General features: G+C 67.6%; 18 protein-coding genes. 7 read left to right on the top strand and 11 right to left on the bottom strand.

Features of this window, described 5'->3' with window-relative positions; all coding sequences use genetic code 11:
- Positions 1-248: 248 nt before the first annotated feature.
- Positions 249-1,919, top strand: coding sequence for a S9 family peptidase (locus tag VF643_RS00955; RefSeq protein ID WP_331041486.1), 1,671 nt, complete (start codon positions 249-251; stop codon positions 1,917-1,919).
- Positions 1,920-2,008: 89 nt separating this feature from the next.
- On the opposite strand, the gene rpsD is transcribed toward VF643_RS00955, so the two are convergent.
- The 6 genes from rpsD to rpiB all read right to left on the bottom strand — a co-directional run bounded on the left by rpsD (position 2,009) and on the right by rpiB (position 6,363).
- Entirely contained in the window at positions 2,009-2,623 is a 615-nt protein-coding gene (rpsD, locus tag VF643_RS00950) for a 30S ribosomal protein S4 (RefSeq protein WP_331015992.1), read from the bottom strand.
- 142 nt (positions 2,624-2,765) lie between these two features.
- On the bottom strand, positions 2,766-3,845 hold the full coding sequence (locus tag VF643_RS00945) for a TrmH family RNA methyltransferase (protein WP_331041485.1): 1,080 nt from the start codon (positions 3,843-3,845) through the stop codon (positions 2,766-2,768).
- 86 nt (positions 3,846-3,931) lie between these two features.
- Positions 3,932-4,387 carry a transcriptional regulator NrdR gene (gene nrdR / locus VF643_RS00940; protein WP_331041484.1) on the bottom strand — a complete coding sequence of 152 codons (456 nt, stop codon included), beginning with the start codon at positions 4,385-4,387 and terminating at the stop codon, positions 3,932-3,934.
- A gap of 50 nt (positions 4,388-4,437) precedes the next feature.
- Entirely contained in the window at positions 4,438-4,611 is a 174-nt protein-coding gene (locus VF643_RS00935) for a hypothetical protein (protein WP_331041483.1), read from the bottom strand.
- A gap of 4 nt (positions 4,612-4,615) precedes the next feature.
- Complete coding sequence (gene glyA / locus VF643_RS00930) at positions 4,616-5,926, bottom strand: serine hydroxymethyltransferase (RefSeq protein ID WP_331041482.1); 1,311 nt, start codon at positions 5,924-5,926, stop codon at positions 4,616-4,618.
- On the bottom strand, positions 5,923-6,363 hold the full coding sequence (gene rpiB, locus VF643_RS00925) for a ribose 5-phosphate isomerase B (RefSeq protein WP_331041481.1): 441 nt from the start codon (positions 6,361-6,363) through the stop codon (positions 5,923-5,925). The genes glyA and rpiB overlap by 4 nt, the downstream gene beginning before the upstream one ends.
- Positions 6,364-6,464: 101 nt before the next feature.
- On the opposite strand from rpiB, the gene VF643_RS00920 reads away from it, so the two are divergent.
- Positions 6,465-6,920, top strand: coding sequence for a hypothetical protein (locus VF643_RS00920; RefSeq protein ID WP_331041480.1), 456 nt, complete (start codon positions 6,465-6,467; stop codon positions 6,918-6,920).
- A gap of 220 nt (positions 6,921-7,140) precedes the next feature.
- Here VF643_RS00920 and VF643_RS00915 read toward each other — a convergent pair whose 3' ends face one another.
- Together VF643_RS00915 and hrpB are read right to left on the bottom strand one after the other, a co-directional pair.
- On the bottom strand, positions 7,141-7,422 hold the full coding sequence (locus VF643_RS00915; protein ID WP_331041479.1) for an ETC complex I subunit: 282 nt from the start codon (positions 7,420-7,422) through the stop codon (positions 7,141-7,143).
- Positions 7,423-7,431: 9 nt separating this feature from the next.
- A complete protein-coding gene (gene hrpB / locus VF643_RS00910; protein WP_331041478.1) occupies positions 7,432-10,002 on the bottom strand; it encodes an ATP-dependent helicase HrpB in 2,571 nt (856 codons plus the stop codon).
- A 257-nt stretch (positions 10,003-10,259) separates the two neighbouring features.
- On the opposite strand from hrpB, the gene VF643_RS00905 reads away from it, so the two are divergent.
- Positions 10,260-11,165, top strand: a complete 906-nt coding sequence (locus VF643_RS00905; RefSeq protein ID WP_331041477.1) for a cation diffusion facilitator family transporter — start codon at positions 10,260-10,262, stop codon at positions 11,163-11,165.
- Positions 11,166-11,206: 41 nt separating this feature from the next.
- Here the strand turns inward: VF643_RS00905 and VF643_RS00900 are convergent, their stop codons facing one another.
- Together VF643_RS00900 and VF643_RS00895 are read right to left on the bottom strand one after the other, a co-directional pair.
- Positions 11,207-11,716: a ferritin-like domain-containing protein gene (locus VF643_RS00900; RefSeq protein WP_331041476.1), complete on the bottom strand. Its 510-nt coding sequence runs from the start codon at positions 11,714-11,716 to the stop codon at positions 11,207-11,209.
- A gap of 89 nt (positions 11,717-11,805) precedes the next feature.
- Positions 11,806-12,147, bottom strand: a complete 342-nt coding sequence (locus VF643_RS00895) for a hypothetical protein (RefSeq protein WP_331041475.1) — start codon at positions 12,145-12,147, stop codon at positions 11,806-11,808.
- A gap of 151 nt (positions 12,148-12,298) precedes the next feature.
- Between VF643_RS00895 and VF643_RS00890 the strand changes: the two genes are divergently transcribed.
- Complete coding sequence (locus VF643_RS00890; protein ID WP_331041474.1) at positions 12,299-13,774, top strand: S41 family peptidase; 1,476 nt, start codon at positions 12,299-12,301, stop codon at positions 13,772-13,774.
- A 28-nt stretch (positions 13,775-13,802) separates the two neighbouring features.
- Here the strand turns inward: VF643_RS00890 and VF643_RS00885 are convergent, their stop codons facing one another.
- Positions 13,803-14,807 carry a hypothetical protein gene (locus tag VF643_RS00885; protein WP_331041473.1) on the bottom strand — a complete coding sequence of 335 codons (1,005 nt, stop codon included), beginning with the start codon at positions 14,805-14,807 and terminating at the stop codon, positions 13,803-13,805.
- Positions 14,808-14,995: 188 nt separating this feature from the next.
- Between VF643_RS00885 and VF643_RS00880 the strand changes: the two genes are divergently transcribed.
- From VF643_RS00880 to VF643_RS00870, 3 genes are all read left to right on the top strand, one after another.
- Positions 14,996-15,277, top strand: a complete 282-nt coding sequence (locus VF643_RS00880; protein WP_331041472.1) for a DUF427 domain-containing protein — start codon at positions 14,996-14,998, stop codon at positions 15,275-15,277.
- Positions 15,278-15,372: 95 nt separating this feature from the next.
- The gene (locus VF643_RS00875; protein ID WP_331041471.1) at positions 15,373-15,771 is read left to right on the top strand and encodes a Fic/DOC family N-terminal domain-containing protein; all 399 of its coding nucleotides are present in this window, start codon (positions 15,373-15,375) and stop codon (positions 15,769-15,771) included.
- Positions 15,768-16,523: a Fic family protein gene (locus tag VF643_RS00870; protein ID WP_331041470.1), complete on the top strand. Its 756-nt coding sequence runs from the start codon at positions 15,768-15,770 to the stop codon at positions 16,521-16,523. The genes VF643_RS00875 and VF643_RS00870 overlap by 4 nt, the downstream gene beginning before the upstream one ends.
- Positions 16,524-16,712: the final 189 nt, after the last annotated feature.

Here is a 16,712-nt window from a genome sequence, read left to right as displayed (position 1 = left end):
GCTCTACCTGATCTTGAACCGGTCGGAGAAAGAGTGGAAGATGCCGCCACGTGAGTGGACCATGGCCAAGGCGCAGTTCGCCCTCATCTTCGGCGAGCGCTTCATCAGGGCCATGGCGGCGTAATGTTCAACCGCCCGCCCACACACGGAAATCCTGACAGTCCCTCCTGCAATCGTCGGGCGACCCTGACAAGCTGACCGACTGCCACTGGTCCACCGACACTCGCCTGGTCTGCGCGATGTACACGATGATACGTGACGGCGCGCTGATCGGATATACGCGGTTGTTTGCCCTGAACCGCGACGGTTCCGACCTCAAGATGCTCACCGCGCGTCACAACGACCGATCATTGGGGGTTGCACAGAACGGCGGCCGGATCATCGACTGGATGGCCGATGGCAAGCCGGGCAGCGTCCTGGCCACGCGCGTGTTCGTGCCCGAGAGGACGACGGGTTCTCATGTGGCGAGTGCGGCCGAAGGCTTCGGTGTCGAGCGTCTCGATACGACGACGCTGCGACGGACGACCGTGATCCCGCCCCGGATCAACGCGGCGGAATACATCAGCGACGGGCGGGGCGTCATCCGCATCATGGGCACGCATGCTCGGATGAGCGACACCTCCACCGGCGATACGATCAGCTATTTCTATTCCAAGGGTGCCGACCGCGACTGGCAGCCGCTCAGCAAGGTCGTGTCGACGCCGACGGGGGAGAGTGGCTTCGACCCGTATGCCGTCGATTCGACGCTGAACGTCGCATACGGTTTCGAGGCAACCGCCGGCCGCGCGGCGTTGTACCGCGTGGCACTCGACGGCACGTTGAAGCGCGAACTGGTCATCTCGCGCCCAGACGTCGATATAGATACCTTGCTGCGCATCGGCCGCCAGAAGCGCGTGGTCGGCGTTTCCTATGTGACCGAACGACGTGAGACCGAATTCTTCGATCCCGAACTGCGCAACCTCCGCAAATCGCTGCTTAAGGCCCTACCAGGACAGCCGCTGATTACCTTCATCGATGCGAGCGCCGATGAGAAGAAATTGCTGCTGTTCGCAGGCAGCGATAACGATCCAGGAACATATCACCTGTTCGACAAGGCGACGCGCAAGCTGGTGCCGATACTTCCGGCGCGGCAGCAGCTGGCCGGCAAGACATTGGCGACGGTCAACCCCGTGCGCTTCGCCGCCGCCGACGGTACGATGATCCCAGGCTATCTGACGCTGCCGCCGGGCGGCAAAGGCAAGGGCCTGCCGGCGATCGTCATGCCGCATGGCGGCCCTGGCGCGCGCGACGAATGGGGTTTCGACTGGCTATCGCAATATTTCGCTGCCCGCGGCTTTGCCGTGCTCCAGCCAAATTTCCGGGGATCGACCGGATATGGCGCTGAATGGTTCCAGAAGAACGGCTTCCAATCGTGGCGAACCGCGATCGGTGATGTCAATGATGCAGGCAAGTGGCTGGTTTCCCAGGGCATCGCCGATCCTGGCAAGCTCGCGATCGTCGGTTGGTCTTATGGCGGTTATGCAGCGCTCCAGTCTGCGGTGATCGACCCGGCGTTGTACAAGGCGATCGTCGCCATCGCCCCCGTGACCGACCTCGATCTGCTTCGCGAAGAGTATAAGCGGTTCACCAATTATGCCCAAGTCAGCAAGTTCATCGGCCAGGGTCCGCACGTTGCGGCCGGATCGCCCGCGCGCCATGCGGATCGGATCAAGGCACCGGTGCTGCTGTTTCATGGTGATTTCGACCGGAACGTCGGCGTGGCCGAGTCACGGACGATGGCAAACCGGCTCAGGGATGCAGGGGGCAAGGTGGAATATGTCGAGTTCAAGGGACTCGACCATGCTATCGATGATGACGTGGCACGACCCCAGATGCTCGAAAAGGCGGATGGGTTTCTGCGCGGCGCGCTGGGCTTGTAAGAAAAAGGGGCGGCCTCCGATGAGACCGCCCCGTTCGATGCCGAGCGCTTCTGCAAGCTCGTCGAATGTGCTCGTAGTCTGCCCGCGGCTTAGCGCGAGTAGAATTCCACGACCAGGTTCGGCTCCATCTTCACCGGATAGGGCACTTCGTCCAGCGTCGGGACGCGGGTGAAGGTGACCTTGGCGGTGCCGTCGGGGGCGACGTAATCGGGGATTTCGCGTTCGGCGAGGTTCTGGGCTTCCATCACCAGCGCCATTTCCTGCGCCTTGCCGCCCAGCGTGATCTCCTGTCCCGGGAACACGCGACGCGACGCGATGTTGCACTTCACGCCGTTGACGCGGATGTGGCCGTGGCTGACCAGCTGGCGTGCGGACCAGACCGTCGGCGCGAACTTGGCGCGATAGACGATCATGTCCAGACGCTGTTCGAGCAAGCCGATCAGGTTCTGCGACGTATCGCCCTTCATCCGGGCGGCTTCGTGATAGCAGGCGCGGAACTGCTTTTCGGTGACGTCGCCATAATAGCCGCGCAGCTTCTGCTTGGCGCGCAGCTGGATGCCGAAATCGCTGACCTTGCCCTTGCGGCGCTGGCCGTGCTGGCCGGGACCATATTCACGCTTGTTGACGGGCGACTTGGGACGGCCCCAGATGTTTTCGCCGAGACGGCGGTCGAGCTTGTGCTTGGCGCTATGGCGCTTCGACATGATATTTCCTTGAGACAATTGCGAACGACGTTATTCCCGGTAATCGCTCTGGTCCTGTCGATAAGACAAGGCAGGGCCACCGCTTCACCGGGGTGCGGGGCCAATTGCGAATGCGGGCGCCTAGCCGCCGGGCGCCCCGGAGTCAACCACGGCGCGGTCTGGGCATCAGCGCGGAGAACACGCCGCGCAGGGTGCGGACCTCCTGGCTCGACCAGGCGGGCTTGCTGAGCAGGGTGCGCAGCGTCCGGCGCGTGGCAGGGGCGCGGTCTTCGGGGAAGTAGAAATTGGCGGCCTCCAGCATCGTATCGAGCTGCGCGATCATGCCATCCAGTTCGAACTGCGGGGCAGGGGCGGGCAGATCGACCTCGGGCGGCTGCGCCAGCTTCTCGCCGCGCGACCATTCGTAGGCGACCAGGATGACTGCCTGTGCCAGATTGAGGCTGCCGAATTCGGGATTGATCGGCACCGTCACGATGGTGCGTGCGATCGCGACGTCGTCGGTTTCCAGCCCGGATCGCTCGGGACCGAAGAGGAAGGCGCTGCGGCCGGGTTCGGTGCGGACCTGTGCGATCGCCTGTTCGGGGGTGACGACAGGCTTGGTGATGCCGCGGCGGCGTACCGTCGTGGCATAGACGTGGGTGCAGTCCGCGACCGCGTCGGCAACCGTGTCGAAGACCTCGGCGCGTTCCAGGACGGTGTCGGCGCCGGAGGCCGCGGGGCCGGCGCTGGGGTTCGGCCAGCCGTCACGCGGCGCGACGAGGCGTAGCTCGACGAGGCCGAAGTTCAGCATGGCGCGCGCGGCCTTGCCGATGTTCTCGCCGAGCTGGGGGCGGACGAGGACGATCAAGGGGGCGGCGGTGGTCGACGCATCCTTGTTTTCCCCTTCGCTCCCTTCCCCTCCGTTCGTCCTGAGTAGGGGCTGAGCCTGGCGAAGACCCGTATCGAAGGACTTGCGGGCGAGCGCACTGACCGCCTGCCAGTCTCCCGCGATCAGGGCTTCCTTCTTCTCGCGACGCCACCCCTTGATCTGACGTTCGGCTTCCAGCGCTTCCAGTCGAGACGGAAAGTCCTGCGACCATACGAACGTCACCGGGCGGCGCTTCTGGGTATATCCCTTGATCTCACCGCGCTCGTGTTGTGCGATGCGACGTTCCAATGCGTCGGTATGGCCGACATAATATCTGCCGTCCGAGCAGCGCAATATGTAGGCGTAGAAGCTCAATCACCTGTCCTTCGATACGCGTCTTCGACTTCGCTCAGCCGCTACTCAGGACGAACGGGGGAGGCGAGGCCGGCTAATAAGCCGCCTCACTCCCCCGCCTCCACGGAACCCGCAAACGCCTCGAAATCCCTCGCCTCGCTGAAGTCGCGATACACGCTGGCGAAGCGGATGTAGGCGACCGGATCGAGCGCCTTCAGCCCGTCCATCACCAGTTCGCCGATGCGCTTGGACGACACCTCGTGCTCGCCTTGCGTCTCCAACTGGCGCTGGATTCCGGACACGAGCTTTTCCAGGCGTGGTGGGTCGATCGGGCGTTTGCGGGCGGCGATGCTGATCGAGCGGAGCAGCTTGTCGCGGTCGAACGGCTCACGCCGTTCTTCGCTCTTGAGCACCACGAGTTCGCGCAACTGGATACGTTCGAACGTCGTGAAGCGCGCCGCGCAGCCCTCGCACTGCCGCCGCCGCCGGATCGCCGCCCCGTCTTCGGTGGGGCGGCTGTCCTTTACCTGGCTGTCCTCATGCGCGCAGAACGGGCAGCGCATTATCTTGCGACCTTACGGTCGCGCGGCACCGGCCCACTCCTCCGGTTCATTCAGCCCTTGCGCTTGGAATAGGCGAAGGCCGCGCCCGCGATCGCGCCGATCACCGGGCCGATGAAGGGCACGGGAATCGCGATCACCGCGCCGACCGCGCCGTATTTGGCCATGCGCTTGCCGAGCCCCGGGGTGTTCTTGATCTCGTTCTGGACGTCGTCGATCTTCGACATGCTTTTATCCTTGGTAGATGGGGAAACGGGCGCACAGGGCGCGGACGCGGGTACGGACGTCGGCTTCCACCGCGGAGTCGCCGTGTTCGCCCTTGGCGGCCAGCCCGTCGAGGACGTCGGCGACCATGTTGCCGATCTCCCGGAACTCGGCGGGGCCGAAGCCGCGGGTGGTGCCGGCGGGCGAGCCGACGCGGATGCCGCTGGTCTTTACCGGCGGCAGCGGATCGTTGGGAATGCCGTTTTTATTGCAGGTGATGCCGGCGCGCTCCAGCGCCTCGTCGGCGTCGCGCCCGGTGATGCCCAAGGGCGTGAGATCGACCAGCGCCAGATGCGTGTCGGTGCCGCCGGCGACGATGTTCGACCCGCGTTCCTTCAGCGTGGCGGCGAGCACCTTTGCATTTTCGACCACTGCGGCGATGTAGCGCTTGAAATCGGGCTGGAGCGCTTCGCCGAACGCCACCGCCTTGGCCGCGATGACGTGCATGAGCGGGCCACCCTGAAGCCCGGGAAACACCGCGGAGTTGATCTTCTTGGCCAGCGCCTCGTCGTCGGTCATTATCATGCCGCCGCGCGGGCCGCGCAGCGTCTTGTGCGTCGTCGTCGTCACGGCATGCGCATGGCCGAACGGCGTCGGGTGCAGGCCCGCCGCGACGATCCCGGCGAAATGCGCCATGTCGACCATGAAATACGCACCCACCTTGTCGGCGATGGCGCGGAACCGGGCGAAGTCGATGGTGCGCGGATAGGCCGATCCGCCGGCGATGATGAGCTTTGGCTGGTGCTCGACCGCAAGGCGTTCGACCGCGTCATAGTCGATGAGGTGCGTCTGCGCATCGACGCCATATTGGACCGCGTCGAACCACTTGCCGCTCATCGCCGCGCGCGCGCCGTGGGTCAGATGGCCGCCCGCGTCCAGGCTCATGCCCAGGATCGTGTCGCCGGGCTTGACGAGTGCCAGCATCACCGCGCCGTTCGCCTGCGCGCCCGAATGCGGCTGGACGTTGACGTAAGCACAGCCGAACAGTTGTTTGGCGCGGTCGATCGCCAGCCGCTCGACGTCGTCGGACGGTGCGCAGCCCTGGTAATAGCGCTTGCCCGGATAACCTTCGGCGTATTTGTTGGTGAAGACCGACCCTTGCGCTTCGAGCACCGCCTTGGAGACGATGTTCTCCGATGCGATCAGTTCGATCTGGGTCTGCTCTCGGTCGAGTTCATCGGCGATGGCCGCCGCGACGGCGCTGTCGGCGTCGGCAAGATCGCGGGTGAAGAAGCCGTCGGGCTGAACGTCGGTAATCCGCTGCGGCTGCGTGCTCATGCCCGGGTCTCCTGCGATAGTTTGTCGACGCGGTGCTGGTGGCGGCCGCCTTCGAAAGGGGTGGTCAGGAAGGCGTCGAGGCACGCCTTGGCCATGTCGTCGCCGATCAGGCGGGCGCCCATCGCGATGGCGTTCGCGTCGTTGTGGGTGCGTGCGAGCCGCGCGGACAGCGGCTCCGACACCAGAGCGCAGCGGACCAGCGGATTGCGGTTGGCGGCGATCATGATGCCGATCCCCGAGCCGCACAGCGCGACTCCGCGTTCCGCGCGACCGTCCGCGATGGCCGACGCCAGGCGGTAGCCGTAATCGGGGTAATCGACGCTGGCCGTCCCGTCCGTGCCGAGATCGAGCACGTCGTGCCCGTGCTCGCGCAGCCAGGCGGCAAGCGTCGTCTTCAGCGCGACGGCGGCGTGATCGGACGCGATGGCGATGCGCATCGTTCGGCTATCCTGAGCTAGCGAGGAAGGTGCGCCGCCCCTTACCGCCGGGCGCCGCGATTGGCCACAGGGAACAGGCGCAGACGCCGAACGCTGGAGCGATGAGGGAGACGATCATGCGGCTATCGGTCATGCGGAGTGCTGGCGTCGCGCTGGTGGCGCTTGCGGGTTGTTCCGATCCCGGCGGCAATCCGGCACCCAATGCCGCCGTGGCACTGCCCGCCGCCGTGGCTCTGCCGATCGCTCCGACGACGGCGATGCAGGATGGGCCGGCGGGCTGGGCGGGGCGCTGGACCGGCGTCGAGGGCATGGTTCTCGACATCGCGCCCGCCGCCTCCGGGCGATACCGGCTGACGATGCGATGGGATCTGGATCACGAGGGCACGTTCCTGGGCGAGGCGACCAGCGACCCTGCGGCGCCGTCGATCGCTTTCACGCGCGAGGGGCGGGCCGAGACGCTGAGGCATACCGATGGCGCGGCGACCGGGCTGAAATATCTTGCGGGCAGGAAGGACTGTCTGACGGTGAAGCCGGGGGAGGGATATTGCCGGGGCTGACCCGCTCGTCATTCCAGACTCGTTCGGCGCATGAGAACATCTATGCCCCCCCGCCGAAGGCCGGGGTCCAGGTTGGCACAGGTCGATGGAGAGTATCGTCCTGTTGTCACAAGCACCTTGGCGACTGGGCCCCGGCCTTCGCCGGGGAGGCAATGATTTACAGCTTCGAATGACATCAATATCGAACACGTCCGGGTGACGGTTGGATGTGTGTCGAAGGTTAGCGGAAGTTGTCGGCGTAAGCCTGTAGCTTGAGCTTGCGCTCGGGTGCCGCGACGACGACGTAATCATAGCCCTGCGCCTCGCAATATTCGACGGCGGCTTCGGCGGTCGGGAAGCCGAGGCGCAGCTGGTCGCGGGTGTCGCCGCTGCCCGCCCAGCCGGTGAGGGGATCGGGCTGCTTGGCCTCGGCAGGCTCGAATTCGAGCTGCCAGTGGTCGGTCCGGAATTTGCCGGACTGCATCGCGTTCTTGGGGCGCTGGAAGATACGGGCGGTAGGCATGGACCATCCTTATCGCGAACCGAGCCGGCGTGCATCCGCATTTTTCGTGCGCAGGGTCGCAGGCGCGGCGGCGGGGTCTTCGGGCCAGGGGTGCCTGGGATAGCGGCCGCGCATCTCGCGCGCCACCGCGGCCCAGCTTCCGGCCCAGAAGCCGGGCAGGTCGCGGGTCGTCTGGATCGGGCGACCTGCCGGCGAGGTCAGGCTGAGGACCAGCGGCACCGGGGGCGTGCCGACCGCGGGATGATCGGCCAGGCCGAACAGCGACTGGACGCGTACCTCAACGCTCGGCCCGGCATCGGCGGCATAGTCGATCGCGTGGGTGCTGCCGGCCGGGGTGGTGAAGTCCGCGGGTGCCAGGCGATCGACGGTGCGCATCGCGTCCCAGCCGGCGAGGGTACGCAGCGCGTCGACGAGCGCGCCGGAGGGAATGGCGGCGAGTCGGCGGCGACCCTCGACCAAAGCGGGAAGCCAGTCGTCGAGTTGTGCCATCAGCGTCGCATCGTCGAGCGCGACGCCGGCGAAGGCGGCGCGGCGGCGCAGCGCCTGCGCGGCGGGGCTCCATGGCAGCAGCGCGACGCCGTGGGTGCGGACGCCCTCGACCAGCGCGGCGGCGATCGCCTGGGGATCGGCGGTGCTGTCCGGGCCGCTCGACAGGCGGATCGCGCCGAGGCGGCGTTCGCGGACCGCCTGGATGCTGCCAGTCATGGGGTCGAAGGTCAGATTGCGATGCGTCTCGATGCGATCGGCGAACAGCGTCTCGATCGCGTGCGGGTCGAGTGCGGCGGCGGAGAGGATGCGCGCGCCCGCCGCCGAGCCTTGTGTTTCCGCCACCGCCAGCCATTCGGCGCGGGCGAGGGGAAGCGCGGGATCGAGCCGGAAGCCGCGGCCACCCGCCGATGCCCAGGTCTCGCCCGAAGCATCGCGACGGCGGGCAATGCGATCGGGGAAGGCGAGGGCTATGCAGAGCGCTACGTTGTCCTCCGTTCCTTCTCCTGCGCCCCTCCCTGCGACGGAGGGGGCGGGGGCGGGTCGATGGCCGCGATACGGGGCTGGGAGTCCAGGATCGCCGTACACGGCCTGGCCTCCACCCACCCCCAGCCCCTCCCTGGGAGGAAGGGGAGCCAAGCGAGTCCAGCGTTCGGCGAGTTTGCGCGCGGCCTCCGCCTTGTGGCCGCGGTCGTTCCGGAAGCGGCGGACGCGCGCCTCCAGATCGACGTCGTTGCCGCCCAGGCCACGCTCGCCGAGCAGCACCGCGACTTCTGCGGCGGTGTGCGCAAGTCCGCGTTCGCCGCCGCGGATCAGCATGTGGGCGAGACGCGGGCTCATCGGCAGCGCGGCGATGGCGCGGCCGTGCGGGGTCGGGCGGTCGTCCGCGTCGAGCGCTTCGATGACCGCGAGGCGGGTGCGGGCTTCCGCGATGGCGGCGTCCGGCGGCGGGTCGATCCAGGCCAGGGCGCGCGGATCGGCGACGCCCCAGATCGCGCAGGCCAGCACCAGCGCCGAGAGATCCGCTTCGAGGATTTCGGGTGGGTCGAAGCGGGGTAGCCCCGCGGTGCCGGCTTCTTCCCAGAGGCGATAGGCGACACCTGCCCCCTGACGCGCGGCGCGGCCGGCGCGCTGGGTGGCGGCGGCCTGGCTCGCGCGTTCGGTGACGAGGCGGGTCATTCCCGCGGCGCGATCGTAGCGGGGGCGACGGGCGAGGCCGGAATCGATCACGATGCGGATGCCGTCGAGGGTGAGGCTGGTCTCGGCGATGCTGGTGGCGAGGACGAGCTTGCGCAGACCGTCCGTTTGCGGGCGGATCGCGGCGCGCTGTTCGGCGGGGTCGAGCGTGCCGTGGAGGCGGTGGAGCGCGATGCCGGGGAGGTCGCCGATACGCTCGGCGACGCGCTCGATCTCGGCGACACCGGGCAGGAAGGCGAGGATGCCGCCCTCCTCCTCGCGCAATGCCCGGCGGATCGCCGAGGCGACCGCATCCTCGATCCGCGCGTCGCTGCGGCCTATGTGACGTAATGTCAGCGGATAGCTGCGGCCCTCGCTCTCGATCACCGGCGCGTCTGCCATCAGCGCCGCGAAGCGGGCGCCGTCGAGCGTGGCGGACATCGCGACAAGCCGCAGGTCGGGGCGAAAGGCGGCCTGTGCGTCGAGCGCCAGCGCCAGGCCGAAGTCGCCGTCGAGACTGCGTTCGTGGACTTCGTCGAACAGCACCGCCGATATGCCGGCGAGTTCGGGATCGGCCTGGATGCGCGCGACGAATATGCCTTCGGTGACCACGGTGACGCGGGTGGCAGCGGAGCGTTTCGAATCGAGCCGGGTCGCATAGCCGAAGGTGCGTCCGACCGGTTCGCCCGCCTGCGCCGCCATGCGCTCGGCCGCGGCGCGCGCGGCGAGGCGGCGGGGGGAGAGCAGCAGGATTTCGGCAGTGCACCACGGCTGGTCGAGCAGCGCGGGTGCGACCGCGGTGGTCTTGCCCGCGCCCGGCGGCGCGACGAGCACCGCATTGGGTGCGTGGGCCAGCGCGGCGAGGAGGGCGGGTAGGACCGATTCGATTGGCAGAGCGGGTGGGGGCGAGACGCTCACCGACCGCGGAACCGGACGAACCACACGCTACGTCGGGAGGAAAACCGTTCCGCCGTATGATTTCGAAAGACGTGCCGTGGCTTTACTGCCGCAAGGAGGAGGTGGCGCGACGCGATCATCCCGGTCGCTCTGCCACATGTCGGCTGGTGTAGGACAGCCCGTTGCCGAGCCGTGCCGACGGCGACGTGGTGCGACCGCTCGACGGACGGCGGCGCGCGCTTCATACCGGTTGGGACAGACTCCGGTACGAGGACCGCATGAGCGGACATCACGCGCATCATCACGGGCATGGCCACAGCCATGCGCCAGCTTCGTTCGACCGCGCCTTTGCGATCGGCATCGCGCTGAACCTGGCGTTCGTCGTCGCCGAGGGACTGGCAGGCTTCTGGACGGGATCGGTGGCGCTGCTGGCGGATGCGGGGCACAATCTGTCCGACGTGCTCGGGCTGGTCGTCGCCTGGGGCGGTGCGGCGCTGGCGCGGCGGGCGCCGACCAAGCGCTTTACCTACGGGCTGAAGGGATCGACGATCCTGGCCGCGCTGCTCAACGCGCTGCTCCTGCTGGTCGCGCTGGGCGCGATCGTGCTGGCGGCGGTGCAGCGGCTGGGGGATGCGCCGATGGTGCCGGGGCTGACCGTTTCCGCCGTGGCCGCAGCCGGGATCGTCGTCAATGCGGTGACGGCGTGGCTGTTCGCCCGCGGTCGGCACGGGGACGTCAACATCCGTGGCGCCTATCTGCACATGGCGAGCGATGCGCTGGTATCGGCCGGCGTGGTCGCCGCCGGGCTGACGATGTGGTGGACCGGCATCGGCTGGATCGACCCGCTGGTCAGCCTGGTGATCGCGGCGCTGATCTTCTGGCAGACGTGGGGGCTGTTGCGCGAGACCGTCGAGATGTCGCTGGCGGCGGTGCCGCGGGGCATCGACTATGACGGTGTGGCGGAGGCGCTGGCCGCGCTGCCGGGGGTGGCGCGGGTGCATGACCTGCATATCTGGGCGATGAGCACGACCGAGCCGGTGCTCACCGCGCATCTGGTGATGCCCGGCGGTACGCCTGGCGACGCGTTCCTGGACAAAGCGCGTGCCGGATTGCGATCGCGGTTCGGGATCGGGCATGCGACCTTGCAGGTCGAGCGTGGGGATTGCGCCGAGGGCGGGTGTTGAGATCCCGTGCGGCGCCGACGCGCCGCACGGGACATCCGGCGTCAGGCCAGTTCGGCCTCTGCATTCAGCTTGGATTCCGCCATCAGGGTCAGCTTGGCGTCGGTCGCCTTCTCTTCCTCCAGCGTCTCGGCATAGAGCGCCGCCGATTCGTGATGGCCGAGCTGCTTGGCCCAGGCGATCAGCGTGCCGTAGCGGGCGATCTCGTAATGCTCGACCGCCTGTGCCGCGGCGGTCAAAGCGGCGTCGAGGACCGACTTGTCGGAAACCTCGCCGGCGACCTCATTGGCCTCCTTGATGATCCCGTCGATCGCCGGGCAGGTCGCGCCCTTGGGCGTGTGGCCCTCCAGCGCGAACACGCGGTCGAGGCGCGCGATCTGGTTCTCGGTTTCGCGCAGATGCGTCTCGAAGCCGGCGCGCAGCTGTGGGTCGGTCGCCTTGGCGATCATCTTGGGCAGCGCCTTGGTGATCTGCTGCTCGGCGTAATAGATGTCCTGGAGCTGATGCTGGTACAGATCCTCGAACGTCTCGATGTCCTTGGTGAACAGGCCCATGCGTACTTCCTTCTCGTGGCTCAGGGTGCGCGGATTTCGTCCGCGGTCGGATCGTCAAACGAGGCAGGTCGGCGTTCGGTTGCGTGCCATCATCGCGCCGGTGCCGGATTGGCCGCGGTAACGGTGGCGATGCCGCCGGGGTTGAGCGCGACGATCCAGGTGCCGCCGTCGTCGCACCGTGCGCTCCAGGCCGGTGCGCCGCCGACCTCTCCGATCGCGGCCGATTGCGTCACCTGCTGGCAGGTCTGGCCGGCGTCGCGGATGGCGCGGATCAGCACGGCGTCGCGCTGACCCGGAGCGAGCGCGGCGATGCGGGCGGCGTAATCGTCGGCCGGCGCGGTGTTGGCCGCCGCCGCCTCCGGCTGATCGGATGCGCCGCACCCTGCCAACGAAAGCGCCAGCGCGGCGATCGTGCAATATCGCGTCACCATCGAATGTCCTCACAACGCGGCGCGCATCATGGCCGTGACCGCGCTTGAACGAGCGGCGGCGGACACGGTTGCGCATCGTGAAGGCATAGGCGGAGATTTGTACCTGACAGCCTGGCGCATCGCGTATAAGCCGTTGACGAGAGGTGACATCATGACAGTTCGGCGTTTCGGCGCAGCCCTGTGCCTGGCTGCGGTTCTGGCGGGATGCGGCGGGGACAATGGTGGCGGGAGCGCGTCGGGGCCGGTCGCGAGCGGGTCCGGATCCACCGGCAGCGGGGCCGGCGGCGGTACGAGCGCCACCACGGGCTGTTCGGTGCGCGAGCGGCAGGATTGGGCGGCTGCTCAGCTGCGCGAATGGTATCTGTTTCCCGAGACGCTGCCGATCTCGCTCGACCCCGCGGGCTATGCCGATGTCGACGATTATATCGACGCGCTGACCGCGACCGCGCGCAGCCAGCGGCGCGACCGCTTTTTCACCTATCTGACCTCTATCGCCGAGGAGAATGCGTTCTTCGCCTCCGGCTCCAGCGCCGGGTTCGGGTTCCGGCTGACCACCGATGCGAGCGCGCGCCGCCTGTTCGTCAGCGAAGCGTTCGAGGGGACGACCGCGCTGGCGGCGGGGATCGACCGCGGCACCGAAATCCTGGCGATCGGCGCCGATGCGGGCACCCTGCGCGACGTCGCGACGATCGCCGCGGCGCCAGGGGGCAATGGGCTGAACGATGCGCTGGGACCATCGACCGCGGGCACGACGCGCGCGTTCCGGGTCGCCGATGCCGCGGGCACCCGCGTGGTGACGATCGCCAAGACCGAGTACACGCTGACCCCGGTATCGTCGCGCTACGGCGCCAAGATCATCGACGATGCGGGTGGACGCTATGGCTATGTCAACCTGCGCACCTTCATCGCGACCGCCGACCCGGCGCTGCGCAGCGCCTTCGCGCAGTTCAGGGCGGCGGGCGTCACCGACGTCATCGTCGATTTCCGCTACAACGGCGGCGGGCTGGTCTCGATCGCCGAACTGATGGGCGACCTGCTCGGCGCCAACCGATCGACCTCGGAGGTGCTCAGCTACACGACCTTTCGGCCCGAGAAGGCGGTGGAGAACGAGACGCGCACCTTCGCCCCGCAAGCACAGTCGATCGCACCGACGCGCGTCGCCTTCATCGGCACCGGCGGTACGGCTTCGGCCAGCGAACTCGTCATCAACGCCTTCATCCCCTATCTGCGCGCCAATGCCGGGCTGATCGGCACCAACACGTTCGGCAAGCCGGTCGGCCAGATCGCGCTGGACAAGGCGGCGTGCGACGACCGGTTGCGCGTGGTCGCCTTCGCGACCCAGAATACGGCGCGGCAGGGCAATTATTACGACGGCCTGGCGGGGACCGTCGAGGCGAGCTGCCAGGCGGCGGACGACATCGGCTTTCCGCTCGGCGACCCGCGCGAGGCATCGACCCGCGCCGCGCTGAACTTCCTCCAGGGCAGGTCGTGCACGCGCATCCCGACGGGCGCGGTATCGACCGCTGCTGCGCGGACGCTGGGCACGCCGGTGTTGCTGGAGCAGCGCGCCTTGCTGATTCCCGCGCGCCCCGACACGGTGCAGCGCGAGGTGCCGGGCGCGTTCTGAAGCACATTCCCGCCCGCCCTGGTGACGATCAAGGTGCGCGCAGCGCGGGTCCATTATTGGGATGGTGAGGAGGAGGGCGAAATCCGGGTGTGACCGGGCCGAACCCGTAGCCGGAGCCGGCACCGGGCGGAGCGCCGCCGGGCGTGGTGGGTGATGGCGGGGAGCAGACTGCGGCGGCGCGATCTTCGGTAGCGCGATATTCGGGGGCGCGGTCGGCGGCGGAACCGGACGAACCGCACGCTACGTCCGCGGCGGAATCCTCTCCCTCATCACGGCGGGGTTCGTCTTGCGCATCTGCGCCTTCGTCCGTGTCGTCGTAATCGTCGTCCTCGTCATACTCGTCTTCGCCATCCTCTTCGGCACATGTGCGCCGGTACGCGGCCTGATCCGCGCGTTCGGCGGCCTCGATGCGGTCGCGGTCGGCGCGCTCCTCGGCCTCGGCCGCTTCCGTGGGCGAGACGGTGCGGCGCGACGGCGGGATCGGCGGCCGGCGCTCCCAATGGCCGTCGGCGCGGTCGTGCGCTTCCTCGGCAAGGCGGTTGACCAGCCTGGACAGGGTAAGCGCGGGGCCGTCCGGATGACGCTGCGCCTCGCGCTGATCGAGCCACGCGCCGTAGCGGACGGGATCGCGGTAGCGCAGGAGGAACTGGGTCAGCCGTTCGTCGTAATGGCGGCGCTCGCCGATCTGCTCGCCCTTGTAGAACACCGGCCGCGACACGCCGTTCACCGCGCGCGCGAAGGCGGCGTCGGACAGGCGATCGACCGCGAGATCGAGCGCAGCCTCCCACGCGCGGCGAAAGCTCTGTGCCTCCGGACGGCGGCGCAGCGCATAGGCCGCCGACGTGCCCATGCCGACGCGGCGGCACGCCTCATCCACACAGCCACATTCGCCGAGCGCCTCGATGAAGGCGACCTGGCGCTCGGGCGTCCAGCCGTCGTGACGCGCGCGCGGGGTGGCGGGCTCGAACAGGGATTCCGCGGGTTCGGAGGTGGCGGGACCGGCGTCGCCGGCGCGGGTGCGGTGCTTGGTCATCGGGCAGGATGAAGCAGCATCGCGCCCTGTAGGACAGCGTGGCGGCGGCTTCGCTTGCCGATTTGGCCGGCGATGTGGCGCGGGCGCCTCCATCATGCCCGGAATTGTGGGGGCATCGCGAGCGGCGGTGAGAGCGGCTATGACCGTGGTGTTCCGGCGATTTGCCGCCGGACTTGGGGAGAGTAGCGATGACCGAAGCCTGGTGGAACGATACCCGCATCGCCGCGAGCGACGACATCGTGGTGGTCGAGGGCAACAGCTACTTCCCGATCGAGGCGGTCGACGCGGCGCTCCTGCGCGAGAGTGCGACGACGAGCGTGTGTCCGTGGAAGGGGACCGCGCATTACTACACGCTGGCAGCAGGCGGCGCGGAGAACCGCGATGCGGCGTGGTATTATCCCGCGCCCAAGGATGCGGCGGCGGCGATCCGGGGGCGGGTGGCGTTCTGGCGGGGGGTGGTGGTGCGGTGAGGGGGAGTTGATACGGATGTTGAAGGTGGCGGGGGCACTTTATACGAAAGCCGGTTTTCGTTGAAAGTGGCATCGTCACCTTATACATCCGTTGCATGGACAAAAACGGTTTCGGGTCGCGCGCAACGGGCCAGCTGGTTCACACGATCGGCGGTCGCAAAGCCTTCGTGCCCGCGCCTCTGCCGCCCGGCAAACTTGATCCCGCCAAGGTGCTTCCGGCACTTACCCACGCGACGCAGGCGGTGGGGGAGCTGAAGGGCATCGGACGAACCGTCGCCAATCCTCTGCTGTTGATCCGGCCGTTGCAGCGGCGCGAGGCGGTGTCGTCGTCGAGCATGGAAGGAACGTACACCACCCTGTCCGACCTTTCCTTTTCGAGGCGGGCGCCCAAGAAGCTGCAACGCGCGGCGATACGCGCGAAGTCGCCAATCATGTTCGCGCTCTGGAGAGCGCGATCAGCGGACTGGCCGCGCTGCCGATCTCGACACGATTGATCCGTGATGCGCATCGCCTGTTGCTGACCGGGGTCGCACGGCATCGCGGCGCTTCTGTGGAGGCCGGCGAACTGAAGCGCGATCAGAACTGGATCGGCGGCGTCGGTAGAATCGACAGCGCGCGGTTCATCCCGGCGCCGCCGGGGGAAACGCCCGAAGCGCTCGACCGACTGTTCGCCTTCGTCAATCGCGAGGAGCGGGCGGCGCCGTTGATCGATGCGGCGCTGGCGCATTATCAGTTCGAGGCCATCCATCCGTTTGCCGACGGCAATGGCCGGGTGGGACGGATGCTGATTACGCTGATGCTGATCGACAACGGAACCTTGCCGCAGCCCTTGCTCTACATGAGCCCGTATCTGGAGCGGCACAAGGACCGGTATATTGACCTGATGTACGCGGTGTCGCGCGACGGGGCGTGGGAGGAATGGGTCGTGTTCTTCCTGGAAGCGGTCGCGGCGTCGGCGGAAGAGACGATCGCGGTGGTCGAGCGATTGCAGGATCTGCAACGCGCGTATCGCGATCGATTCCAGACGGCGCGGCGATCGGCGCTGATGCTCAGGATCATCGACCTGGCGTTCGAGCGGCCGGTACGGTCGATCTCGAACATCGCCGAGGCGCTGGGCGTGACCTATGCCGGCGCGGCAGGCAACGTGCGCGAACTTGTCGCGCAGGGCGTGGCGGGAGAGGTGGCGGGGACGTATCCCAAGCTGATCCGGTTTCCGGGGGTGGTGGCGGCGTTGGGGGTGGGGTGAGTGGTGCCTACTCACCCCGTTCTTAGAAAAGACGAGCTGATCTTACTCTCTTAGTGTCTGTTCCAAAAAGAGGTGAGTGATTTCAGCGGGTTGTGATTCTGTCGAATTGCTGAAGTTCGATGTAGGATCACCTGTGACCTGGACCGAAACCACTCGTCGCCGATATGAGCGTCGTTGTCCGCGTTACGC

Origin of the sequence: Sphingomonas sp. (assembly GCF_036387595.1) — a bacterium.
Classification (GTDB): Bacteria; Pseudomonadota; Alphaproteobacteria; order Sphingomonadales; family Sphingomonadaceae; genus Sphingomonas.
The sequence above is the reverse complement of the archived record's forward strand: the minus strand, read 5'-3'. Positions and strand labels throughout refer to the sequence as shown.